This is a genomic window from Bacillus sp. TH13 (assembly GCF_016651175.1).
Lineage (GTDB): Bacteria > Bacillota > Bacilli > Bacillales > Bacillaceae_G > Bacillus_A > Bacillus_A thuringiensis_S.
This window is the reverse complement of record NZ_JAEKEJ010000025.1, coordinates 390,261-415,688: the sequence shown is the minus strand read 5'-3', so window position 1 is coordinate 415,688 and position 25,428 is coordinate 390,261. Positions and strand designations below refer to the sequence as shown.

The following is a 25,428-nucleotide window of genomic DNA, read 5'->3' as shown; positions in this document are numbered from 1 at the left end:
GCGTTTTATTTAGAGAAACTGGCAGTAGGAGGAAAGTTTTTGATTAAAAAATATACTTGTAAAAATGGTGTAAGAATAGTTATGGAGAATATACCAACTGTAAGATCGGTTGCAATTGGTATTTGGATCCATGCGGGATCAAGAAATGAAAATGAAAAAAATAATGGGATTTCTCACTTTTTAGAGCATATGTTCTTTAAAGGGACAGAGACACGTAGTGCACGAGAGATTGCAGAATCATTTGATAGCATTGGTGGTCAAGTGAATGCATTTACTTCAAAAGAATATACATGTTACTATGCAAAAGTGCTAGATGAGCATGCTAAATATGCTTTAGATGTATTAGCAGATATGTTCTTTAATTCAACATTTGATGAGGAAGAACTGAAAAAAGAGAAGAATGTCGTATGTGAAGAAATTAAAATGTACGAAGATGCTCCAGATGATATTGTGCATGATATGTTAACGAAAGCAACATATGAAACGCATCCGCTTGGATATCCTATTTTAGGAACAGAAGAAACGCTTGATACGTTTACAGGTGATACGCTACGTCAATATATTAAGGATCATTACACACCTGAAAATGTCGTTGTTTCAGTTGCAGGAAATATTGATGAAGCCTTCTTACAAACGGTAGAGCAATATTTCGGTAGTTATGAAGGAACAACAAACCGTGAACAAGTACATAGCCCAATTTTCCATTTTAATAAGGTAGCACGTAAAAAGGAAACAGAACAAGCTCATTTATGTTTAGGATATAAAGGCTTACAAATGGGACACGAAGATATTTATAACTTAATTGTATTAAATAACGTTTTAGGCGGTAGTATGAGTAGCCGTTTATTCCAAGAAGTACGTGAGCAACGAGGGTTAGCTTACTCAGTATTTTCTTACCACTCTTCTTATGAAGATACAGGCATGTTAACACTGTATGGCGGAACTGGTAGCCAACAATTAGATACACTGTATGACACAATGCAAGAAACATTAGAGACATTGAAAAATACAGGTATTACAGAAAAAGAGCTTATGAATAGTAAAGAGCAATTAAAAGGAAACTTAATGTTAAGTTTAGAAAGTACAAATAGCCGTATGAGCCGTAACGGTAAAAATGAATTGCTTCTTCGTAAGCATCGTTCACTTGATGAGATTATTGAAAGTGTAAACACTGTAACAAAAGAAAATGTGGACGGATTAATTCGCAACATGTTTACTGATGAATTCTCTGCGGCACTTATTAGTCCAGACGGAAAACTTCCAAAAGGAATAAAACTATAATCGATTTTTATAATGCATCTGATAATAACCTTCTCTCTTTTTAAATGAGAGAAGGTTATTTTTTTTATACATATAGAATAGGTACTAATTATAGACAATGCAAATGAAAAATTCAGTAGAGGGAGTGGAGTATGTATGCGATTAAGTGAATTAAGTGGTAAAGAGGTTGTAGATATAGAAAAAGCGGAAAAAATGGGAGTCTTAGGTTATATGGATTTAGAGATTAATGAGAAAGACGGACAAATACAAACACTTATAATACCTGTAGGGAAGTGGGGAGGTTTTAAAAAGGAACCACAAGAAGTAAGGGTGGCATGGAGTCAAATAAAGAAAGTCGGACATGATATGCTTCTTTGTGATAGTATAGATCGTTCAAATTCGGAGTGAAGGATGGCCATTTTGGTCATCTTTTTTTGTATCTACATAGAAACCTGATAAATCATATGTGCATTTGGATTTTCAATCACCATAAACTCGTACATTACATATGATGTGGAGGAAAAAGAAAAAGTAGGCACTTTTCTTATAAATGACGGAAAAAGAAGGTGAATTAGGGAATGTTGACTGAGATGCATATTGCTGTCATAGGAGGAGATGCAAGGCAGCTAGAAGTAATTCGTAAGCTAGTTGAATTGGATGCGAAACTTTCTTTGATAGGGTTTGATCAGTTAGATCATGGTTTCACAGGGGCAGCAAAAGAAAGTATACAAAATTTAGATTTCACTTCTGTAGACGCAATTATTTTGCCGGTTGCAGGTACAAATGCCAAAGGAGAAGTAGATACTATTTTTTCAAATGAAAAAGTTTCAATAACGAAAGAACAAATTGAAAATACACCAGAACACTTTACTATATATTCAGGTATTGGTACACCTTACTTGGAAAATCTCGTATCTACTACGAACCGAAAACTTGTTAAATTATTTGATCGTGATGATGTAGCAATATACAATTCTATTCCAACTGTAGAAGGTACTTTAATGATGGTAATTCAACATACCGACTATACAATTCATGGGTCCAATGTAATGGTTCTAGGATTTGGTAGAACAGGAATGAGTGTTGCGAGAGCATTTCAATCATTAGGAGCCCATGTCAAAGTTGGAGCAAGACGATCTGAACATATTGCACGTATTACAGAAATGATGTTTTCTCCTTTTCATATGCAAGACATAGAGAAAGAAGTAGGAAATATCGATATTGTAATCAATACAATTCCGCACCTCGTTGTAACAGCGAATGTTATTGCAAAAATGCCAGCTCATACGTTAGTGATTGATTTAGCTTCTAAACCAGGCGGTACTGACTTTAGATATGCGGAAAAAAGAGGAGTCAAAGCGTTGCTAGCACCTGGATTACCAGGTATTGTTGCTCCAAAAACGGCTGGGCAAATTTTAGCAAATGTTCTTTCTCAGTTATTAGCAGCAGATGCAATTGCAAAGGAGGAGGAAAAGAAATGAGTTTGAAGGGGAAACGAATTGGTTTCGGATTTACGGGTTCACATTGTACGTATGAGGAAGTTATGCCGCACTTAGAAAAATTAATTGCTGAAGGGGCAGAAGTACGTCCCGTTGTTTCATACACTGTTCAATCAACAAATACTAGATTTGGAGAAGGTGCAGAATGGATTAAGAAGATTGAAGAAATAACAGGTTTTAAAGCAATTAATTCAATTGTTGGAGCAGAGCCACTTGGACCTAAAATTCCATTAGACTGCATGGTAATCGCTCCTTTAACAGGAAATTCTATGAGTAAATTTGCAAATGCAATGACAGACTCTCCAGTACTAATGGCAGCAAAAGCGACGTTAAGAAATGGCAAGCCTGTCGTATTGGCGGTTTCGACGAATGATGCTTTAGGATTAAATGGGGTAAATCTCATGCGCCTAATGGCAACAAAAAACATCTACTTCGTTCCATTCGGTCAAGATGCACCAGAGAAAAAACCGAACTCAATGGTAGCTCGTATGGAGTTACTGGAAGATACAGTATTAGAAGCGCTGCAAGGAAAGCAATTGCAACCGGTGGTCGTAGAAAAATTCAGATATATGAATTAAAAAACGAAAAAAAACGGACAATTTTTGATGAAACCATCATTCTTACTGTAGAATATGATAAAATTAACGTTATTAAGATTAGAAGGGGTATTGTATACTCCTTCTGATTCTAAGTTATAGAAGGATTGGTATCTAGAAAGGGGCATAGTGATGGAAAAGCAAAAAACTTTTCATGTCGCTGTAGTTGGAGCAACCGGCGCAGTTGGTGAACAAATGTTAAACACTTTAGAGAAACGAGAATTTCCAATCGGGAAATTAACGTTACTTTCATCTAAACGATCTGCAGGTAAGAAACTTGTATTTAAAGGCGAAGAATTTACAGTTCAAGAGGCAACTCCTGAAAGCTTTGAAGGAGTAGATATCGCACTATTTAGTGCTGGTGGATCTGTATCGAAACAATTAGCGCCAGAAGCAGCAAAACGCGGTGCGATTGTTGTTGATAATACAAGTGCATTCCGTATGACAGAAAACGTGCCACTTGTTGTACCTGAAGTAAATGAAAACGACTTAAAAGAACATAATGGTATTATTGCAAATCCAAACTGTTCTACAATTCAAATGGTAGTAGCTCTTGAGCCAGTTCGTCAGCAATATGGTTTAAAACGAGTAATCGTTTCCACATATCAAGCTGTATCAGGTGCTGGTGCGGCAGCTATTGAAGAACTTCATGAACAATCACAAGCAATCTTAAATGGCGAAGAAGTTAAGGCAAATGTTCTTCCTGTATCAGGTGATAAGAAGCATTTCCCAATTGCTTTTAATGCGATTCCACAGATTGATAAGTTCCAAGATAATGGATTTACATTTGAAGAAATGAAAATGATTAACGAAACGAAAAAAATTATGCATATGCCTGAATTAGAAGTAGCGGCAACATGTGTACGTTTACCAGTTGTATCAGGACACTCTGAGTCTGTTTACATCGAAGTAGAAAAAGAAGGCGTAATAGTAGCAGAATTAAAGAGCTTACTTGCAAATGCGGAAGGTATTGTTCTGCAAGATAATCCAGAAGAGCAGTTATATCCAATGCCAGCTACTGCAGTAGGTAAAAACGAAGTATTCGTTGGAAGAATCCGTAAAGATTTAAATAACGATAAAGGATTCCATCTTTGGGTCGTATCTGATAACTTATTAAAAGGCGCTGCATGGAATTCTGTTCAAATTGCAGAGCGCTTAGTAAAATTACAATTAGTGTAGACGGCTAAGAGAAGGTGCAAAATATGAAAATAATTGTTCAAAAATTTGGTGGCACATCAGTACGTGATGACAATGGACGTAAGCATGCGCTTCATCATATAAAAAAATCATTAGCTGCTGGTTATAAAGTGGTTACTGTCGTATCTGCTATGGGCCGTAAAGGTGAACCATATGCAACGGATACGTTATTAAGTCTTGTAAATCAAGAGGAATCTACTATTTCTAAACGTGAGCAAGATTTATTATTATCGTGCGGAGAATTAATCTCAGCAATCGTCTTCTCTAACATGTTAAATGAGAATGGTATAAAAGCAGCGGCATTAAATGGTGCACAAGCTGGTTTTGTAACAAATGAGGATTTTACGAATGCTAAGATTATTGAAATGAACTGCGATCGTATACATGAAGAGCTAGAAAATCTAGATGTAATCGTCGTTACAGGATTCCAAGGACAAACGAAAAAAGGTGATACGACAACACTTGGACGCGGAGGTAGTGATACTTCAGCTTCAGCATTAGGTGTTGCACTTCATGCTGAATACATCGATATATTCACTGATGTAGAAGGTGTTATGACTGCGGATCCTCGTATTGTAAAAGATGCACGTCATCTTCAAACTGTAACGTATAACGAAATTTGTAACATGGCTTATCAAGGTGCGAAAGTCGTTCATCCACGTGCAGTTGAAATTGCGATGCATGCAAAAGTTCCACTTCGTGTACGTTCTACGTATTCTGATAGTGAAGGTACGCTTATTTCAGCATATGACGGTGCTACAAGAGGTCGTGATGTAGAAGAACGTCCTGTTACAGGTATCGCCCACGTATCAAACGTAACGCAAATTAAAGTGCTTGCAAAAGAAACGGCATATGATTTGCAACAACATGTGTTTAAAGAGATGGCGAACGAAGGAATAAGTGTTGATTTAATTAATATTTCACCTACTGGTGTAGCATATACGGTGAGTGATAATGTATCAAGTCATGCAGTTAAATTATTAAAGAACCTTGGATATGAGCCAATTGTGACAGAGCATTGTGCGAAAGTATCTATCGTTGGAGCTGGAATGGCAGGATACCCAGGGGTTACTGCGAAAATCGTTACAGCTTTAGCGGAAAAAGGTATTCAAATCCTGCAATCGGCAGATAGTCATACAACAATTTGGGTTCTTGTAAAAGAAACTGATTTAGTGGAGGCTGTAAATGCATTACATAGTGCGTTTGAGCTTTCAAAAGAAAAGCAACTGGAACAATAAGGAGTGAGACCATGATAGATTTTGGGACAATTGCAACCGCGATGGTAACACCGTTTGATATAAACGGGAATATCGATTTTGCAAAGACAACGAAATTGGTAAATTATTTAATTGATAACGGTACAACAGCAATCGTGGTAGGAGGAACGACGGGAGAATCTCCTACATTAACTTCAGAAGAGAAAGTAGCGTTATATCGCCATGTCGTATCTGTTGTCGATAAAAGAGTGCCCGTAATCGCTGGAACAGGTAGCAATAATACGCATGCTTCTATTGACTTAACTAAAAAGGCAACAGAAGTTGGTGTGGATGCAGTAATGCTAGTAGCACCGTATTATAACAAACCGAGTCAAGAAGGAATGTATCAGCATTTTAAAGCAATTGCTGAAAGCACGCCGCTTCCGGTTATGCTATATAACGTTCCAGGACGATCTATTGTACAAATCTCCGTTGATACAGTTGTTCGTTTATCAGAAATAGAAAACATTGTTGCTATTAAAGATGCCGGCGGCGATGTGTTGACAATGACAGAAATCATTGAAAAAACAGCGGACGACTTTGCGGTATACAGCGGTGATGACGGTTTAACGTTACCGGCTATGGCAGTTGGAGCGAAAGGTATCGTTTCGGTAGCATCTCATGTTATGGGAAACGAAATGCAAGAAATGATTACAGCATTTCAAACAGGAGAGTTTAAAAAGGCACAAAAATTACATCAATTACTTGTAAGAGTAACTGATTCATTATTTATGGCGCCAAGTCCAACTCCAGTAAAAACAGCGTTACAAATGGTTGGATTAGATGTAGGTTCTGTACGTTTACCACTTCTTCCATTAACAGAAGAAGAAAGAGTAACGTTACAATCTGTAATGCAATCTATTCCTCGTTAAAAAAATGACCTAGTGTGAAACTAGGTCATTTTTTATTGATATGAAAATGTTTGAATCTGTTTTAAAGTAAATCTGTTGTAAAATGATTTTAGACTTGCCTTTCTCATTTATATATGACCCTATAATATTGAAAACGAGTATATTACGCTACGCGTTCTCTACTTGTTAAAGTATGATATTGTTCTTTCATTAATTTGGTTCCAACCTCTTGTTCTCGATAGTGACTGTCAAATCCCCCTAAAAATTTAACCTTATTAAATCTATATTAGATTTTGTAATTCATAGCTTTTTGTCATGTAATACAATGTTTATAAGAAAAGGATCTTACACTTTTAATTTTGTTGAGAAGTAGTTGCTAGTACAGGAAATACTTTCGGTTATGTTTTTAGAGGAATTGCCTCAAATATGACGTAATCTATAAAAAAGCTTCATTTTATAAATGTTTTTGTGCAATTCAAGAAAAAATCTAGGAAATCCATCAAATGAAAGTAATTTAAAGTGTTTAGGGGATTTTTTCTCAAATAACATGGAGTATAAAAGCAGCGGAAATAAGCCATATACTTTTAGTGCTGTTCCTTTCTTTTACTTTTTCTTTCGCACGATTTAACTTGTGTTCTATTTCTTCTATCAGGTATAATATGGCTAAGTAGCTTAGTACGGGTATGCTTAGCAAAATTGGGAAAAATTATAATTTAATTAAATTTTCATATCATATCGAATAAGATATTTGATTTATATAATGAAAGAGAGGTGAAACCTGGTTTAAAAAATAAACAAGGACATGATATCGCATAACGGTAAGGACATTCGTCTTGGACGGTGAATATATGGTGGTTGTAGAGTTTCCCCTGGTGTCTCTGCAATTTTAGTGAAATCAGTGTTTGCAAGATTTTTAAACCAGGCAACAACATGAAGAGAAAAGAGAATGAGTCTGTTAAAGTATTTGCTCTTGGTGGAGTAGGTGAAATCGGGAAAAACATGTACTGTGTTGAAATTGATTCTGAAATCTTTATTGTGGATGCAGGGTTAATGTTCCCGGGAGATGAAATGTTTGGAATTGATATCGTTATTCCTGATATTACATATTTAGTGGAAAACCAAGAGCGAGTAAAGGGTTTATTTATTACTCACGGTCATGAAGATCATATTGGTGGTATTGTTTACGTACTTCGTAAATTATCTATTCCAGTGTATGCAACGAAATTAACAGTAGGACTTATACAAGAAAAACTTGGCGAAGCGGGTATGTTAGGTCGTGTAGACTTAAAAACAATCGATTCAAATTCAACAGTAGAGTTTAATACTACAACGGTGTCATTCTTCGGAACGACACATAGTATTCCAGATTCTGTTGGTGTTTGTTTCCATACATCAAAAGGTGCAATCGTATATACAGGAGACTTTAAATTCGATCAAACTCCAATTGGAAATAGTGGAGCAGACCTTGGGAAAATGGCTCAAATCGGAAATGAAGGCGTACTTTGCTTATTATCTGATAGTACAAACGCAGAGCGCCCAGGTTATACAGGTTCTGAAAAAGAAGTTGGTGTAGAAATTTCTAAAGTGTTCTACGGCGCAGAAGGTCGTATTATCGTTGCTTCATTTGCATCGAATGTACATCGTATTCAACAAGTATTTGATGCAGCTGCCGAAACAGGGCGAAAAGTAGCGGTAGTAGGACGTAGTATGGTGAAAGTAGTAGACATTGCAAGACGTCTTGGTTATTTAGATGTTCCAGAAGGTATGGTTATTTCATTACAAGAAGTAGACAACTTCCCAGAGAAAAAGGTAGCTATTTTAACGACAGGTAGTCAAGGTGAACCGATGGCTGCTCTATCTAGAATGGCAAAACAAGCACATAAACAAATTTCAATTCGTAAAGGTGATACTGTTATCATTGCTGCTTCGCCAATTCCGGGTAATGAAATATCTGTATCAAAAATTATTGATTTGTTATTTAGAGCTGGAGCTGAAGTTATTTATTACGGCGAAAGAAAAGTTCATGTTTCAGGTCACGGTAGCCAAGAAGAATTAAAATTAATGTTAAATTTAATGAAACCGAAGTACTTTGTACCCGTACATGGTGAGTTCCGTATGCAAAAAGCACATGCGTATTTAGCTGAAGATGTAGGTATTACAAGAGAAAATATCTTTATCGTAGAAAAAGGCGATGTAATTGCTTTTGGTGACGATGAAGCGAACTTAGTCGGTAAAGTACAAGCTGGTAATGTTTTAATTGATGGATTAGGTGTAGGTGACGTTGGTAATATTGTTCTTCGAGATAGAAAGATGTTATCTCAAGATGGAATATTAGTAGTTGTTGTAACGCTTGGTAAAGATGAAAAGAAAATTATCTCTGGTCCAGAAATCATTTCACGTGGTTTCGTATATGTTCGTGAGTCAGAAGCGTTAATTGAACGATCTACAGAGATTGTACGTATGATTGTTGAGCAGTCAATTAAAGAATATTCGATTGAATGGTCAATGTTAAAACAAAATATTCGTGAATTATTAGGACAGTTCTTGTACGAAGAGACAAAGAGAAAACCTATGATTTTACCGATTATTATGGAAGTATAAAAAAGATCACCCTTATGGGTGATCTTTTTTTCTTTTTAACCCTATCGAATGAAATTTATAACTTAAGAAATAATAGTTATATACGAGTGAAAGGGGATGCGAAATGACAGAACGTGATCGATATACAAATGAAGAAAAAGAAACTGAGCCAAAAGAAGCTGGAAAAGAGGCTTCAATAGTAGAAAAAATTCAACAGCTTGGACAGACAAATGTACCACAGATGAATGAATCACGTATTCATTGTTTAACGATTATCGGACAAGTGGAAGGTCATGTTCAATTACCGCCGCAAAATAAAACAACAAAATACGAGCATATCATTCCGCAAATTGTTGCGATTGAACAAAATCCGAAAATTGAAGGTTTGCTTTTAATATTAAATACGGTTGGAGGTGACGTTGAAGCTGGACTAGCAATTTCAGAAATGGTAGCTTCACTTTCAAAACCAACAGTATCTCTAGTTTTAGGTGGGGGACATTCCATCGGTGTACCGATTGCTGTTTCTACTGACTATTCGTTTATTGCGGAAACTGCGACGATGACAATTCATCCAATTCGTTTAACAGGTCTTGTCATAGGTGTGCCACAAACATTTGAGTATTTGGATAAGATGCAAGAAAGAGTCATTCGTTTTGTGACGAAGCACTCGAAAGTAACAGAAGATCGTTTTAAAGAGCTTATGTTTGCGAAAGGAAATTTAACGCGAGATATTGGGACGAATGTAATTGGTGGAGATGCAGTAAAGTACGGTCTTATAGATGATGTTGGTGGTATTGGAAATGCGATTCGAAAATTAAACGAATTAATAGATGTTCGCGCGGAAGGTAGTGCAGAAGGGACAATGTTACAATGATTTTATATACAATTATGCCAGAGCAACTTGTGTATCCGGCCGATTATTCACAGTGTGAAAGTCAAAAAGTTGTAAATATAAATGGTGTGGAATTAATGGTTTCTGAAGAGGAACATGGGTGTTATTCTATTGTACGTGTGCTAAGTACGGACCCACTTCACTATTTAGAGTTTGAGCCCGGTCAGAAAATAACCTTTTAGCAAAAAGAAGGATTTTGTTTAGAAGCTATGGTATAATATAAAAAACAAGACGGTTGAGCAGCCATGAGTAGGCTGCTTTCTTCTGTTTATTTAGCATTTTACAAGAAGTGTAAAAATAGAAGATATAAAGACCTGAAAAATAGAGAAAACAGACATATAAATAGAGCATTTTTAGGGGAGCTTTACTTATATGTAGAACACGAGGTGAAGAAATGGCAAAACAAAAGCAAAGAGGGACGAAGGCAAAGGCAAGACGTACGATAAAGCCAACTTTGTATTATGAAATCGTCGGTTTAACTCTTTTTGCACTTTCAATCATTACGATTTTACAGCTAGGCGTTGTAGGGAAATCGTTTGTGTTATTTTTTCGCTTCTTCTTTGGTGAGTGGTACATAATTGGTGTGTTAGGTGTAATAGCTTTATCGGTTTCCTTTGTTATAAAACGCGGATGGCCGAACCTTTTAAATAAACGATTAATTGGATTTTATTTAATTGTATTGGCAATATTAATGTTTAGTCATATTACATTATTTAACCTTCTTACAAAAGATGGAGCAGTGCAAAATACTTCTGTTATTGTGAGTACGAAAGATAACTTCTTTCTTGAAATGAAAAAAGGGCCAGATAGCGTTCATTTAGGCGGTGGTATGTTTGGTGCGCTTATGTTCGCGACATGTTACTTCCTATTCGACGAAGTAGGAGCCTATATCATTGGAATTATTTTAGTTATTCTCGGGGTACTCTGTATAACAAATAAACATATTGGAGAAGTGTTAGCTCCAGTTGGTAGAATTCTTAGAAGTCAATTTCAAGTGATGCAAGGGGATTATAAAGATTGGAGATCCAAAAGAACGGCTGAACAAACAGAAAAGAAAAAAACAACAAGAAGTACAAGAAGCAAACGTGCTGCAGAACAAGAAGAAGTTATTGAGCCGATGGAAGAAATCCAAATTGATCCGCCAATTATTTCAAATTTCACTGAGAATTATCCTGTAAATGAAGAAGAGGATAAACGAATTGAAGTAGAGCAAGAAGATTTGATCACTTCACCGTTTATTGAAGAGACTCCACCAATTGAAGAATCAAAGAAAAAGCGTGGAGAAAAAATCGTTGAATCGTTAGAGAGTGAAGCGCAAGCACCTCCTATGCAATTTTCAAATGTAGAAAATAAAGATTACAAGCTTCCTTCACTTGATATATTAAAATTTCCAAAGAATAAGCAAGTTACAAATGAAAATGCGGAAATTTATGAGAATGCTCGTAAATTAGAACGTACATTCCAAAGTTTCGGAGTGAAAGCGAAAGTAACAAAAGTGCATAGAGGTCCTGCAGTTACAAAATATGAAGTGTATCCTGATATGGGGGTAAAGGTAAGCAAAATTGTCAGTTTAAGTGATGATTTAGCCCTTGCATTAGCTGCAAAGGACATTCGTATTGAGGCGCCAATTCCCGGGAAATCAGCTGTAGGGATCGAAGTTCCGAACTCAGAAGTTTCGATGGTAACGCTGAGGGAAGTTCTTGATTCTAAGGCTAATAATCATCCGGAAGAGAAGTTGTTAATTGGTCTTGGCCGAGATATTACAGGTGAAGCTGTATTAGCCCGTTTAAATAAAATGCCCCATTTACTCGTAGCTGGTGCGACAGGGAGCGGGAAAAGTGTATGTATTAACGGTATTATTGTTAGTATTTTAATGCGTGCAAAACCACATGAAGTAAAATTAATGATGATTGACCCGAAAATGGTAGAGTTAAATGTATATAACGGTGTGCCTCATTTGTTAACGCCAGTTGTAACTGATCCGAAAAAAGCATCGCAAGCATTGAAAAAAGTTGTGAGTGAGATGGAACGTCGTTATGAATTGTTTGCTCATAGTGGTACACGTAACATTGAAGGATACAATGATTATATAAAAGAGCATAATAGTGAATCAGAAGCGAAACAACCCGAATTACCGTATATTGTAGTAATTGTGGACGAGTTAGCAGATTTAATGATGGTTGCTTCGTCTGATGTAGAGGATGCGATTATGCGTCTAGCGCAAATGGCTCGTGCTGCTGGTATTCATTTAATTATTGCAACGCAACGTCCGTCAGTTGACGTTATTACGGGTGTTATTAAAGCAAATATTCCATCACGTATTGCATTCGCTGTATCTTCTCAAACAGATTCTCGTACAATTCTTGACGGTGGTGGTGCAGAGAAGCTACTAGGTCGTGGCGACATGCTGTTTATACCAATTGGTGCATCGAAACCTGTACGTGTACAAGGCGCATTTTTATCAGATGATGAAGTTGAGAGAGTTGTAGAATATGTTATTGGACAGCAAAAAGCACAATATCAAGAAGATATGATTCCGCAAGATGTTCCTGATACGAAGCAGGAAGTAGAAGATGAATTATATGATGAAGCGGTTCAACTTGTAGTGGAAATGCAAACAGCATCTGTTTCTATGCTACAACGTAGGTTTAGAGTAGGTTATACGCGAGCTGCTCGTCTAATTGATGCAATGGAAATGAATGGTGTAGTAGGTCCATATGAAGGTAGTAAACCGAGAGAAGTACTCATTAATGATGTACAAGAAAAAAGTTCTTAAAAAAAGCCTAATTGTTTTTACAATTAGGCTTTTTTATATAGTGTTTTTGTTATATACTATACTCAGCAATAAAGAAAGGGCTTACATTTATAAGGTCTCTTTAGAATACGAATACTTTGAGTATGTTTTATGTAAATGTTCGATATTTAATGCAGAAAAATGTTGGATTTTGTTGACACGTATGAGAGCAAGTGGTAAGATTACTTCGAAAAGAATCACTGCCTCATATAATCTTGGAGATAAGGTCCATAAGTTTCTACCTGGCAACCATGAATTGCTAGACTATGAGGGGAAAAGTGTGTAACAAAGGATGTAAAGGATCTTTGTGCCGAACTTTTTCTCGAAATGAGGAATGTTTATGGTGCAAAGTTTTTTTTATACAGTAAAGAGTGAAAATTTCATTTTAAAAAATTATTATTATTTATTCGACAATTGCGCTTATTTTTAGTGGTTAGTCATTTGTACTATGTTGTAAGTTGAAAAAAGAGAAAAGAAGTCTTACATCAGAGGTCGAATAATTGAAATGCGGGGGAGTCTTATGTCAGTAAAATCCGATAGTCGTCACCTATATTTACGGGTGATTGATCACATCAAAGAAAAAATTAAAGATGGGGCTTATAAAGAACGACAAAAGTTACCATCAGAGTTTGATTTAGCGAAAGAACTTGGCGTAAGTAGAGCGACTTTAAGGGAAGCGTTACGTATTTTAGAAGAAGAAAATGTTGTCATTCGTAGACATGGTGTAGGGACATTTGTAAATGCAAAGCCATTATTTTCTTCTGGAATAGAACAACTTTCTAGTATTACAGATATGATTTCTAGTGTGGGGAAAACACCAGGAACGATCTTTTTATCATCATCTACTACAACTTTAACAGAAGAGGAAAAAGAGAAGTTTAATAGTGAAGATGGTTTCAATGCAGTAATGATTGAACGCGTGCGTACAGCAGATGGGGAACCTGTTGTATATTGTATCGATAAACTTGCAAAAGAAATATTGCCAGATTTATCGGGTTACAATGAGGAGTCATTATTAACGGTGATACATAATAACACGCATAAGCGCATAACATATGCGGTTGCTCACATTGAGCCAATTGGCTATCACCCTAAAATCTCACCGATTTTAGAATGTGAGCCTGAAACAGCACTGCTTGTATTAAAACAAATGCACTATGATCAAAATGATGAGCCAATCTTATATTCTATCAATTACTTTAGAGCTGATAAGTTTAGCTTCCACGTATTAAGAAAGCGTATGTAGGTAAGTTCCTTTTTAGGGAGGTGACAGCAAGAAGTAAGGGACAGCAGCGAAAGAATAAAAAAATATATATCATTTTTGGAGGGGTTTCTAGTATGAAGAAAAAAGCAGGTCTTTTATTATCATTAACATTAGCAGCAAGTACAGTTTTAGGTGCATGTGGTAACTCGGATAAGGCAAGCAGTGACAAGAAAGACACGAAAGACTTCAAGGTCGGTATGGTAACGGATGTTGGGGGCGTTGATGACAAATCGTTCAACCAATCGTCTTGGGAAGGACTAAAAAAGTTTGGTAAAGATAACGGATTAAAGGAAAAGACAAATTATCGTTACCTACAGTCTGAAAAAGAAGCGGATTATATTCCAAACTTAAAGAAATTTTCAAAAGATAAGTATGATTTATCTTTTGGAATTGGTTATAAATTAGAAGGTGCAATTAAAGAAGTAGCAAAAGAATCTCCAAAACAACAATTTGCAATCGTTGATACTGTAGTAGATGCACCAAACGTAACGAGCATTACATTTAAAGATCATGAAGGATCATTCCTTGTAGGTGCGGTAGCAGCTATGTCAACAAAATCGAATAAAGTAGGATTTGTTGGTGGGATGAAGAGTGATTTAATTAGTAAATTCGAAAATGGATTTAAAGCGGGTGCAAAAGCAGTAAATCCAAACATTGAAATCGTATCTGAATATGCAGAAGCATTCGATAAACCTGAAAAAGGTACAGTTCTTGCATCAGCAATGTATGGTCAAGGCGTAGACGTAATTTATCATGCTGCTGGTGGTACAGGTAACGGTGTATTCACTGAAGCGAAAAACCGTAAGAAAAAAGGTGAAAATGTTTGGGTAATCGGTGTTGACCGTGATCAAAACCAAGAAGGTATGCCTGAAAACGTAACATTAACTTCAATGGTAAAACGTGTAGATATCGCTGTTGAAAAAGTAGCGCAAGAAGCGAAAGACGGTAAGTTAAAAGGCGGTAAAGTAGAAGAGTTTGGCTTAAAAGATGACGGCATTGGTATTTCAAAAACAACTGATAACGTGAAAAAAGTTAACCCTGAAATTTTAACAAAAGTAGAAGAGCTTGAAAAGAAAATTACAGCCGGTGAAATTAAAGTGCCAGCTACAGATAAAGAGTATAAAGAATACGAAGCTTCTCTAAAAAAATAAATAGAGAAATAGCAAAGGTTAGTTCATAGAACTAACCTTTGTATGTATAAAACTTCCAAAATGCTTAATAAGTTAATAGTGTAATAGGGAATGTTCCCTGTTAAAAGGAGGAACACAATGGAATACGTAATTGAGATGAATAATATTACGAAAGTATTCCCAGGCATTGTAGCGAATGATGATATTACGCTGCAAGTAAAGCAGGGTGAGATACATGCTTTACTTGGAGAAAATGGTGCAGGGAAATCCACATTGATGAATGTACTATTTGGTTTGTACCAACCAGAACAAGGTGAAATTAAAATTAAAGGGAAGTCTGTAAATATTACCAATCCGAATGTGGCAAATGACCTTGGTATTGGAATGGTTCATCAGCACTTTATGCTTGTTCATAATTTTACAGTTACAGAGAATATTATTCTCGGAAATGAACCGAGGAAAAAAGGGAAAATTGCTGTTGAGGAAGCTGCTAAAGAAATTCAAAAATTGTCTGAACAATACGGTTTAGCTGTAGATCCATATGCGAAAATACAGGATATTTCAGTGGGTATGCAACAGCGTGTTGAGATTTTGAAAACTCTTTACCGCGGTGCAGAAATTTTAATATTTGATGAACCGACAGCTGTGTTAACACCACAAGAAATTCATGAGCTAATTCAAATTATGAAAAAGCTTGTGCAAGAAGGAAAATCTATTGTTCTTATTACACATAAGTTGAAAGAAATTATGGAAGTTTGCGATCGTTGTACGATTATTCGTAAAGGAAAAGGAATTGGAACGGTTGACGTTGCAAATACGGATGAAAATAAACTTGCAGAATTAATGGTCGGACGTCAAGTGAATTTTAAAACAGAAAAAATAGACGCGAAACCAAAAGAAGAGGTACTTTCAATTGCAAATCTTGTTGTTCACGATGCACGTCAACTACCTGCTGTAAAAGGCCTTGACTTAACTGTTCGTGCGGGGGAAATTGTTGGGATTGCAGGGATTGATGGAAATGGACAAAGTGAATTAATAGAAGCAATTACTGGTTTACGAAAAGTTGAGTCAGGTTCTATTGCAATTAAAGGGAAAGAAATAACAAATTGGCCTGTTAGAAGAATAACAGAAGAAGGAATTGGTCATATTCCAGAAGATCGTCATAAACACGGACTCGTCCTTGATTTTTCTGTTAGAGATAATATAGTTCTGCAAACGTACTATAAGAATCCGTTTTCAAAGAAAGGGATTTTAAATTTCAGCAAAATTACAGAAAAAGCAAAGGCTCTTATTGAACAGTTTGATGTACGTACACCTAGTGAGCAAACTTTAGCACGCGCTCTATCTGGGGGAAATCAACAAAAAGCAATTATTGCACGTGAAGTAGACCGTGATCCAGATTTATTAATCGCAGCACAGCCAACACGTGGTTTAGATGTAGGAGCAATTGAATTTATTCATAAGAGATTAATAGAGCAAAGGGATAAAGGGAAAGGTGTATTACTTTTATCACTAGAGTTAGATGAAATCTTAAATGTTAGCGATCGAATTGCTGTTATTTATGAAGGGAAAATTGTAGCAATAGTTGATGCGAAAGAAACGAATGAACAACAGCTTGGATTGTTAATGGCTGGAGGAACAAAGAAGGAGCAGGTGGGTACAAATGGCTAAAAAACTTTTAACAGAACGAACGATAAATATTTTAGTCCCAGTACTATCCGTTATTTTTGGCTTACTTGTCGGAGCGATTGTAATGTTAGTTAGTGGTTATGATCCAATTGTAGGTTATAGTGCACTTTGGACAGGGATGTTCGGCAGCGCAAGTGCGATTGGTGAAACGCTTCGTACAATGATACCGCTTATTCTTGCTGGTTTATCAGTGGCGTTTGCATTTCGTACAGGTTTATTTAATATCGGGGTAGAGGGTCAATTGCTAGTTGGTTGGCTTGCAGCGGTTTGGTTCGGTTATGCAGTTTCACTACCAGCTTTCCTTCATATTCCATTATCTATTTTATTTGCAGCATTGGTGGGCGGAATTTGGGGCTTCATTCCGGGATATTTAAAAGGGAAGTTTCAAGTGAATGAAGTTATTGTAACCATTATGATGAACTATATCGCGTTGTATGTAACATATGACATTATTAAGCGTTTCTTACATGCGGGTAATGACAAAACGTATGATATTAAAGAGAGTGCGTCACTATCTTCAGACTGGCTTGCTAGCATTACTGATGGTTCGCGTCTTCACTGGGGAATTATTGTAGCAATTTTAATCGCTATTTTAATGTGGTTCTTATTAGATAGAACAACTTTAGGTTACGAATTAAAGTCGGTAGGATTTAATCAGCATGCTTCTCAATATGCAGGTATGAAAGTTTCTCGTAATGTAGTATTCTCCATGACAATTGCTGGTGCATTTGCGGGGATTGGTGGAGCGATGGAAGGATTAGGAACATTCCAGAGTATGACAGCGATGTCTTCGTTTACAGGAGTAGGATTTGATGGGATTGCCGTAGCATTACTTGGAGGGAATAATCCGTTTGGGATAATCCTTTCAGCTTTATTATTTGGTGGTTTGAAAAGTGCTTCCCCTCAAATGAACTTTGAGGCAGATGTACCATCAGAGCTTATTAATGTAATTATTGCATGTATCATCTTCTTTGTTGCATGTAGTTATGTGTTAAGATGGGCGCTTACACGCATGAGCAAGGAGGGGAAATAAATGAGCTTTTTAGATATATTAGCCATTCTTGTGACGGGTACGTTATATACATCGGCACCTATCATTTTCACAGCACTAGGTGGAGTATTTAGTGAACGATCGGGTGTTGTAAATATCGGATTAGAAGGATTAATGCTATTTGGTGCATTTATTGGAGTTGTTACAAACTTATTAATGGGTGATACTTGGGGAACGATGACCCCGTGGATTGCGTTATTATTTGCGGCAATTGGTAGTGGATTATTTGCATTACTTCATGCGGTAGCTTCTATTACATTCCGAGCAGATCAAGTTGTAAGTGGTGTAGCAATTAACTTCTTATCTCTTGGTTTAACGGTATTTGCAATTAAGAAGATTTTTGATAAAGGGCAGACTGACTTTATTCAGTATCGTATTGAAAAGATTGATATTCCAGGCCTTTCGGATATTCCGGTTTTAGGGAAAATATTTTTCTCGAACGTACCAATAACGTCGTATATTGCCATTATTTTAGCATTTGTTGTTTGGTATGTTATTTATAAAACACCGTTCGGTCTTCGTCTACGTGCTGTTGGTGAACACCCAATGGCAGCGGATACGATGGGGATTAACGTATATAAAATGCGCTATATTGGAGTCTGTATTTCAGGAGTGTTTGCTGGAATTGGTGGAGCGATTTTTGCAATGTCAATTTCTAATAACTTCTCAGGGGCAACTATTACAGGACAAGGTTTCTTAGCTTTAGCTGCTATGATTTTTGGAAAGTGGAATCCACTAGGCGCACTAGGTGCAGCTCTATTCTTTGGTTTTGCGCAATCTCTTAGTGTAACGGGCGGAACAATTCCTGTATTAGATCAAATTCCAAGTGTTTTATTAACGATATTACCATATGTATTCACAATATTAGCGCTTGTTGGTTTTGTAGGTCGTTCTGAAGCTCCGAAAGCATTAGGAACTCCTTATGAAAAAGGAAAACGATAAGTATTTTATAAGTATAAAAAAGCTCGCACATTAGTGTGGGCTTTTTTACATAGAATATATTTAATACGGAATTTTACTATGTTCCTTACATATTAAAGTTTTTAGAAAGAAACATATGTAAGCATAATAAGGGAGAAAAGTTGATTTTTTATTTCTAAAAACTGTATATTGAAGAGGAATATTCCTATATACGTAAAGGAGGGCTATAAATGAAACTAATGGAACAACAACTACATGAGTTAGGTGGTTTGCGCGTACATATTATTCCGACTGATAAATATAAAACGAATACCTTTGTATTTCGTTTTAAAGCGCCTTTAAATGAGGAGACGGTGACAGAGCGTGCCCTATTGCCATACGTATTGCAAAGTGCGACAGAAAAATTACCTTCTGTAATTCGTCTTCGTCAATATTTAGAAGAATTATACGGGTCTTCTTTAGCGGTAGATGTAAGTAAAAAAGGGGAAGACCATATTATCTCCATTTATGTAGACATTGCAAATGAAGTTTATTTACATGATGCACCACCGTTATTTGAAAAAGCGCTTTCTATGTTGTCTGATATTGTGTTACATCCAGCAACGGAGGGGAACGGTTTCCTATCTTCTATCGTAGAAAGTGAAAAAAGAGCACTGTTACAGAGAATTGAAGCTACTTATGATGATAAAATGCGTTATGCAAACGAGCGTTTAATTGAAGAAATGTGCAAAGTAGAACCGTATCGTTTAAGTGCAAATGGAAAAAAAGAGAGTGTTACGTCTATTACAAATGAAAGTCTGTATCAATATTATCAAAAGGTGTTAGCGGAAGATGAAATGGATCTATATATTATTGGTGATATTTCAGAAAACGCCGTTGATCTTGTAAGTAAATATTTTTCTATTTCAGCTCGTCCAGTGAGAGAAAGAAATGTACTCCTTCATAGACGAAATAATGAAGAAAAAGAAGTTGTTGAAAAACAAGAATTAAAACAAAGTAAATTACACATCGGTTATCGTACATTTGTCACATATAAAGATGAAGATTATTTTGCATTGCAATTGTTCAATGGATTGTTTGGTGGTTTTTCTCATTCGAAGTTATTCGTAAATGTGCGTGAAAAAAATAGTTTAGCGTACTATGCAGCATCGCGCTTTGAAAGTCATAAAGGTTTATTATTTGTTATGTCAGGAATCGAAGCGAAAAATTATGAAAAAGCAGTTGAGATTATTAAAGAACAAATGCTTGCGATGCAAAACGGAGAGTTTTCTGAAGAAGAAATACATCAAACAAAAAGTGTCATCCAAAATCAAATATTAGAGGCGATTGATACACCGCGTGGATTTGTAGAAATGCTATATCATGGTATTATTTCAGATCGTACACGTCCAGTTGAAGAATGGCTTACAGGTATAGAAAGTGTGACAAAAGAAGAAATTGTAAAAGTTGCTAAAAATATTGAACTAGATACAATTTACTTTTTACAAGGAACGGAGGGAGAGTAAATGGAGAAAATTGTTTATGAGCAATTAAAAGAAACACTCTATTATGAAAAACTTCCTAATGGATTAGATGTATATGTTTTACCGAAACAAGGATTTAATAAAACATTTGCGACGTTTACGACGAAATATGGTTCAGTAGATAATACATTTGTACCATTAGGGAAAGAAGAAATGATTCGTGTGCCTGATGGGATTGCACATTTTCTTGAGCATAAATTATTTGAAAAAGAAGATCACGATGCTTTCCAATTGTTTAGTAAACAAGGAGCATCGGCAAATGCTTTTACATCCTTCACACGAACAGCTTACCTTTTTTCATGTACTTCAAACGTAGAACAAAATTTAAATACATTGCTAAACTTCGTGCAAGAGCCTTATTTCTCTGAAAAAACAGTTGAAAAAGAGAAGGGGATTATTGGGCAAGAAATTCAAATGTATCAAGATAACCCAGATTGGCGTTTGTACTTTGGGTTAATTGATAGCTTGTTTGTAAAACACCCAATTAAAATTGATATTGCAGGGACAATCGAATCTATTAGTAAAATTACGAAAGATTTATTATATGAATGTTATGAAACATTTTATCATCCGAGCAATATGTTATTATTTGTTGTGGGTGCAATTGATCCAGAGAAAACAATGGATTTAGTACGTGAAAATCAAGCGAAAAAAGATTATAAAAATCAGCCAGAAATTGTGCGTTCATTTGAAGAAGAACCAAATGAGGTAAATGAAAAGAAAAAAATTATTTCAATGCCTGTGCAAACACCGAAATGTTTAGTTGGTATTAAAGCGACTAATTTAAAAGAAAAAGGGCAAGCGCTTTTAAAACAAGAAATTGCGCTTACGTTACTCTTAGATTATTTATTTGGAAAAAGTTCTGTTCATTACGAAGCTTTATATAATGAAGGGCTTATTGATGATTCATTCTCGTATGACTATACAGAAGAAAATAACTTCGGTTTTGCAATGGTTGGTGGTGATACGAAACAACCTGATGAATTGGCAGATCGTTTAAAAGATATTTTATTAAAAACAGATTATGATCAATTAGATGCGGCGGCATTAGAACGAGTGAAGAAAAAGAAAATTGGTGGTTTTTTACGCTCGTTGAATTCACCAGAATATATTGCAAATCAATTTACACGATATGCGTTTAATGAATCTAGCCTATTTGATGCGTTGACTGTATTAGAAGGACTAACCGTTCAAGATTTACAAGAAGTAGCAAAATTATTGTTATCAGAAGAAAAAATGAGTGTTTGTCAGGTGTTACCGAAAAAATAACATTTTAAAGATACCCTCATCTTATCATTGAAAAATTGTAAGATGAGGGTATTATTTAGTTGTGTGAAAATTGAACTTGTAGAGATAAGAGAGGGAATTTATGAAAAAGTATGCGTTAGTAACTGGAGGGAGTGGAGGGATTGGCTCTGCTATTTCGAAACAATTAATTCAAGATGGATATACAGTTTATGTTCATTACAATAACAGTGAAGGAAAGGTATTGGAATTGCAGAAAGCATGGGGAGAAGTTATCCCTGTTCAAGCGAATTTGGCTTCTAGTGATGGAGCAGAGCAATTGTGGAGACAAATTGAACATCCTATTGATGTTATTGTATACGCGGCTGGGAAGAGTATTTTTGGACTAGTAACAGATGTAACAAACGAAGAATTGGATTATATGGTAGAACTTCAAGTGAAGAACGTATATAAATTACTTTCAATGGCACTTCCGCCTATGATCGGGAGGAGAAGTGGTAATATTGTAATTGTTTCATCTATATGGGGACAAATAGGGGCTTCTTGTGAAGTGCTTTATTCAATGGTAAAAGGGGCGCAAAATTCATATGTGAAAGCTTTAGCGAAAGAAGTTTCTTTAAGTGGATTACGTGTGAATGCAGTAGCACCAGGAGCAATTGAAACGGAAATGTTAAGTGTTTTTTCTGAAGAAGATAAAATGGGAATTGCTGAAGATATACCATTAGGTAGAATTGGATTACCAGAAGAAGTAGCAAAAACAGTTTCATTCCTCGTATCACCAGGAGCATCTTACATAACTGGACAAATCATCGGAGTGAATGGCGGTTGGCACTGCTAAAAATTTCTTACATAAAAAATGAACAGTTGCACAAATTAAGCATGATTTTATTACTCAATAGTGAGGTGCTTAATTATGTCAGTATTAGATAATTTTGATCAGTGGAAGAGCTTTTTAGGAGATCGTTTAGAGCAAGCGCAAGGAAAAGGTTTAGACGGCGGTGCGGTATCAGATATGGCATTTCGTGTTGGCGACTACCTTGCTAATGAAGTAGAAGGACGCAATGACCAAGAGAAATTATTAGCTGAGCTTTGGAAAGTTGCTGATGAACAGGAGCAACATACAATTGCAAACTTAATGGTTAAGTTTGTACAACATAAGTAAAAGTAGAGAGGAGATTCTCCTCTCTACTTTTTTTGTATAATAATTACACAGGATAGATTATACATTTAGCTTCCCTATTAAGGTGAAATCATATAATATAGTACGTAGGTGTAAAGTAAGCAAGGGGAGTGATCTTGGATGATTGAATGGTATTTTGAATATGAAATACATAAAAACCGACCTGGCTTGCTTGGTGACGTTTCTTCGTTAATCGGTATGCTCGGCATTAATATTGTCACAATTAATGGTGTAGATAATGCACGACGTGGGTTACTTCTTATGTGTGATAATCAAGAGCAAATCTCTAGACTTGAATCAATTTTAAATACGATGGATAACATAACGGTAACGAAATATCGTCCGCCAAAGCTAAGAGATAAGCTAGCGGTTAGGCATGGTAGGTACATACAACGAGATGCAGATGATAAGAAAACATTTCGATTTGTGCGTGATGAATTAGGCTTACTTGTAGACTTTATGGCAGAAATTATGAAAAAAGAAGGCCATAAACTAATTGGGATACGCGGAATGCCTCGTGTCGGAAAAACAGAATCCATTGTTGCTGCAAGTGTTTGTGCAAATAAAAGGTGGTTATTTGTATCATCTACTCTTATTAAGCAAACTGTTCGTAGTCAATTAATTGAAGATGAGTATAGCGATGACAATATTTTCATCCTAGATGGAATTGTGTCAACGAAGCGTGCCAACGAAAGACATTGGCAGCTCGTTCGTGAAATTATGAGATTGCCTGCAACGAAAGTTGTGGAACATCCTGATGTATTTGTGAGTCAGTCAGAATACACATTGGATGATTTTGATTATATTATCGAGTTGCGTAACGATTATGATGAAGAAATTCAATATAATTTAGTAGATGAAATTGAGCAAGGTACGCAAAATAATTTCTCTATGTTTGACTTTTAAAGAAATATTGAGGTGTTAGTAGTGACGGAATTGGGACAAAAGCTGAAAGAAGCAAGAGAAGCGAAAGGCTTGTCTATTGATCAGCTGCATGAGATTACAAAAATTCAAAAGCGCCATTTGGTGGCAATTGAAGAAGGCAATTATGATGTATTGCCAGGAGCTTTTTATGCGCGTGCATTCATTAAACAGTACGCAGATGCGGTTGGATTAAATGGAGAGGAACTGCTTGTAGAGCATCAGAGTACGATACCACAATCTGAAAAGCGTGAAGTTCCACAAGTATCAACGGGACAAAAAACACAAGAAACAATGCAAAAATCTTCATCATGGCCAGTTGCAGATCACATGCCGAAAATCTTAGTTGCGCTGTTAGTAATCGCGGTTGGAGTCGTAATCTGGTTTGTGTTTCAAGCGTTAACTGGAAAAGATGATGAAAAAGTTCCGAGTGCTCAAAGTGAGAAAATTGAAGTTCAAAAAGCGAAAGATTCTCCGTTAGATACGAAGAAAGATGAAGCGAAAGCGGAAGAGCCAAAAAAAGAGGAACCAAAGAAAGAAGAACCAAAGAAAGAGGAGCAGCCAGCACCACCAACTGGACAGCAAGAAGTGAAAGTAGTTGGAACAACTGGTAAGGTATCTACTTTGGAAATTCATAATAATAAAACGTTAGAATTAGAAATTTCAGCGAAGGGTGCAAGTTATGTAGATGTTAAGGATGATGCGGGTAACGAAATTCTAAACACTACAGTACAAAGCGGTCAAACAGAGAAACGCGATGTATCAACATTAAAAGAAGTACGACTTAATATTGGAAGTGCACCGAATGTTGAAATTAAACTGAATGGCCAAGTGCTTGCTTTCCCGTTAGATCCACAAAAAGAATATCACCAAAGATTGGTGATTAAAAACCAAGGGATAGAGCAACCTGCACAATAACAGTCATCGCTTCGATGACTTTTTTTCGATGAACAAATGTTTTTGATATGATGGAGGAATAGCTGTGAATTTACCAAATAAAATTACAATATCTAGAATCTTCTTAATTCCAATTTTTATGGTAATTATGTTAGCGCCCTTTGATTGGGGTTCATACAAAATTGGTGATGTTGATTTGCCAATTCAACATTTAGTAGGGGCACTTATCTTTATCATTGCTTCAGCTACAGATTGGATTGATGGACATTACGCAAGAAAGTATAATCTTGTAACGAATTTAGGAAAGTTTCTTGACCCGTTAGCTGATAAATTACTTGTTTCAGCAGCACTTATTACATTGGTAGAGATGCAATATGTACCGGCTTGGATTGTTATTGTAATTATCAGTCGTGAGTTTGCTGTAACGGGTTTACGTCTTGTACTTGCTGGAACAGGGGAAGTAGTTGCAGCAAATCAGCTAGGGAAAATTAAGACATGGACACAAATTATTGCGATTGCAGCATATTTATTACACGATGTACCTTTAAATTTAATCCATATTCCAGTTGCTGATATCTTCATATGGATTGCATTAATCTTTACTGTTATTTCAGGATGGGATTATTTCTGGAAAAATAGAGCTGCTTTTGTAAACTCAAAATAGAAGTTTATGGGGGAATTG

23 protein-coding genes and 1 riboswitch are annotated in these 25,428 nt (G+C 36.0%); all 23 genes read left to right on the top strand.

The window, feature by feature from the left end:
• The first annotated feature begins 39 nt into the window (after nucleotides 1–39).
• The 23 genes from JFU02_RS10310 (at nucleotide 40) to pgsA (ending at nucleotide 25,410) form a co-directional block, all read left to right on the top strand.
• Nucleotides 40–1,281: a M16 family metallopeptidase gene (locus tag JFU02_RS10310; RefSeq protein WP_000592988.1), complete on the top strand. Its 1,242-nt coding sequence runs from the start codon at nucleotides 40–42 to the stop codon at nucleotides 1,279–1,281.
• Nucleotides 1,282–1,416: 135 nt separating this feature from the next.
• Nucleotides 1,417–1,668, top strand: a complete 252-nt coding sequence (locus JFU02_RS10305; RefSeq protein WP_001239759.1) for a YlmC/YmxH family sporulation protein — start codon at nucleotides 1,417–1,419, stop codon at nucleotides 1,666–1,668.
• A gap of 170 nt (nucleotides 1,669–1,838) precedes the next feature.
• A complete protein-coding gene (dpaA, locus tag JFU02_RS10300) occupies nucleotides 1,839–2,741 on the top strand; it encodes a dipicolinic acid synthetase subunit A (RefSeq protein ID WP_000954735.1) in 903 nt (300 codons plus the stop codon).
• Nucleotides 2,738–3,337, top strand: coding sequence for a dipicolinate synthase subunit B (gene dpaB, locus JFU02_RS10295; RefSeq protein WP_000053596.1), 600 nt, complete (start codon nucleotides 2,738–2,740; stop codon nucleotides 3,335–3,337). Before dpaA ends, dpaB begins: the two co-directional genes overlap by 4 nt.
• A gap of 150 nt (nucleotides 3,338–3,487) precedes the next feature.
• Nucleotides 3,488–4,534, top strand: coding sequence for an aspartate-semialdehyde dehydrogenase (gene asd, locus JFU02_RS10290; RefSeq protein WP_201071015.1), 1,047 nt, complete (start codon nucleotides 3,488–3,490; stop codon nucleotides 4,532–4,534).
• Nucleotides 4,535–4,557: 23 nt separating this feature from the next.
• The gene (gene dapG, locus JFU02_RS10285) at nucleotides 4,558–5,790 is read left to right on the top strand and encodes an aspartate kinase (RefSeq protein ID WP_061666405.1); all 1,233 of its coding nucleotides are present in this window, start codon (nucleotides 4,558–4,560) and stop codon (nucleotides 5,788–5,790) included.
• 11 nt (nucleotides 5,791–5,801) lie between these two features.
• Nucleotides 5,802–6,680 (top strand): 4-hydroxy-tetrahydrodipicolinate synthase, encoded by an 879-nt coding sequence (dapA, locus tag JFU02_RS10280; RefSeq protein WP_098472072.1) that lies wholly within the window; start codon nucleotides 5,802–5,804, stop codon nucleotides 6,678–6,680.
• Between the two features lie 909 nt (nucleotides 6,681–7,589).
• Nucleotides 7,590–9,260: a ribonuclease J gene (locus JFU02_RS10275; RefSeq protein ID WP_000823083.1), complete on the top strand. Its 1,671-nt coding sequence runs from the start codon at nucleotides 7,590–7,592 to the stop codon at nucleotides 9,258–9,260.
• A 103-nt stretch (nucleotides 9,261–9,363) separates the two neighbouring features.
• The gene (gene tepA, locus JFU02_RS10270) at nucleotides 9,364–10,113 is read left to right on the top strand and encodes a translocation-enhancing protein TepA (RefSeq protein WP_000139825.1); all 750 of its coding nucleotides are present in this window, start codon (nucleotides 9,364–9,366) and stop codon (nucleotides 10,111–10,113) included.
• Nucleotides 10,110–10,313 carry a YlzJ-like family protein gene (locus JFU02_RS10265; RefSeq protein WP_000605020.1) on the top strand — a complete coding sequence of 68 codons (204 nt, stop codon included), beginning with the start codon at nucleotides 10,110–10,112 and terminating at the stop codon, nucleotides 10,311–10,313. The genes tepA and JFU02_RS10265 overlap by 4 nt, the downstream gene beginning before the upstream one ends.
• A gap of 212 nt (nucleotides 10,314–10,525) precedes the next feature.
• Nucleotides 10,526–12,907: a DNA translocase FtsK gene (locus JFU02_RS10260; protein ID WP_086407585.1), complete on the top strand. Its 2,382-nt coding sequence runs from the start codon at nucleotides 10,526–10,528 to the stop codon at nucleotides 12,905–12,907.
• Between the two features lie 203 nt (nucleotides 12,908–13,110).
• Nucleotides 13,111–13,212: riboswitch (purine riboswitch) on the top strand.
• A gap of 233 nt (nucleotides 13,213–13,445) precedes the next feature.
• The gene (locus JFU02_RS10255; protein WP_000114182.1) at nucleotides 13,446–14,171 is read left to right on the top strand and encodes a GntR family transcriptional regulator; all 726 of its coding nucleotides are present in this window, start codon (nucleotides 13,446–13,448) and stop codon (nucleotides 14,169–14,171) included.
• A gap of 92 nt (nucleotides 14,172–14,263) precedes the next feature.
• Nucleotides 14,264–15,340, top strand: coding sequence for a BMP family lipoprotein (locus tag JFU02_RS10250; RefSeq protein WP_000725768.1), 1,077 nt, complete (start codon nucleotides 14,264–14,266; stop codon nucleotides 15,338–15,340).
• A gap of 117 nt (nucleotides 15,341–15,457) precedes the next feature.
• The gene (locus JFU02_RS10245; protein ID WP_000456928.1) at nucleotides 15,458–16,990 is read left to right on the top strand and encodes an ABC transporter ATP-binding protein; all 1,533 of its coding nucleotides are present in this window, start codon (nucleotides 15,458–15,460) and stop codon (nucleotides 16,988–16,990) included.
• Nucleotides 16,983–18,041: an ABC transporter permease gene (locus tag JFU02_RS10240; protein ID WP_001085254.1), complete on the top strand. Its 1,059-nt coding sequence runs from the start codon at nucleotides 16,983–16,985 to the stop codon at nucleotides 18,039–18,041. Before JFU02_RS10245 ends, JFU02_RS10240 begins: the two co-directional genes overlap by 8 nt.
• Nucleotides 18,042–19,001, top strand: coding sequence for an ABC transporter permease (locus JFU02_RS10235; protein WP_000008857.1), 960 nt, complete (start codon nucleotides 18,042–18,044; stop codon nucleotides 18,999–19,001).
• 209 nt (nucleotides 19,002–19,210) lie between these two features.
• The gene (yfmF, locus tag JFU02_RS10230; protein ID WP_000772420.1) at nucleotides 19,211–20,485 is read left to right on the top strand and encodes an EF-P 5-aminopentanol modification-associated protein YfmF; all 1,275 of its coding nucleotides are present in this window, start codon (nucleotides 19,211–19,213) and stop codon (nucleotides 20,483–20,485) included.
• Nucleotides 20,486–21,772, top strand: a complete 1,287-nt coding sequence (gene yfmH, locus JFU02_RS10225; RefSeq protein ID WP_000411973.1) for an EF-P 5-aminopentanol modification-associated protein YfmH — start codon at nucleotides 20,486–20,488, stop codon at nucleotides 21,770–21,772.
• Between the two features lie 100 nt (nucleotides 21,773–21,872).
• Nucleotides 21,873–22,586 (top strand): elongation factor P 5-aminopentanone reductase, encoded by a 714-nt coding sequence (ymfI, locus tag JFU02_RS10220; protein WP_000759627.1) that lies wholly within the window; start codon nucleotides 21,873–21,875, stop codon nucleotides 22,584–22,586.
• A 75-nt stretch (nucleotides 22,587–22,661) separates the two neighbouring features.
• On the top strand, nucleotides 22,662–22,910 hold the full coding sequence (locus tag JFU02_RS10215; protein ID WP_000114444.1) for a DUF3243 domain-containing protein: 249 nt from the start codon (nucleotides 22,662–22,664) through the stop codon (nucleotides 22,908–22,910).
• A 138-nt stretch (nucleotides 22,911–23,048) separates the two neighbouring features.
• Nucleotides 23,049–23,834 carry a DUF3388 domain-containing protein gene (locus JFU02_RS10210; RefSeq protein ID WP_000574107.1) on the top strand — a complete coding sequence of 262 codons (786 nt, stop codon included), beginning with the start codon at nucleotides 23,049–23,051 and terminating at the stop codon, nucleotides 23,832–23,834.
• Between the two features lie 21 nt (nucleotides 23,835–23,855).
• Entirely contained in the window at nucleotides 23,856–24,767 is a 912-nt protein-coding gene (locus tag JFU02_RS10205) for a helix-turn-helix domain-containing protein (RefSeq protein ID WP_000137462.1), read from the top strand.
• 64 nt (nucleotides 24,768–24,831) lie between these two features.
• Nucleotides 24,832–25,410 (top strand): CDP-diacylglycerol--glycerol-3-phosphate 3-phosphatidyltransferase, encoded by a 579-nt coding sequence (pgsA, locus tag JFU02_RS10200; RefSeq protein ID WP_001052967.1) that lies wholly within the window; start codon nucleotides 24,832–24,834, stop codon nucleotides 25,408–25,410.
• Nucleotides 25,411–25,428 lie beyond the last annotated feature (18 nt).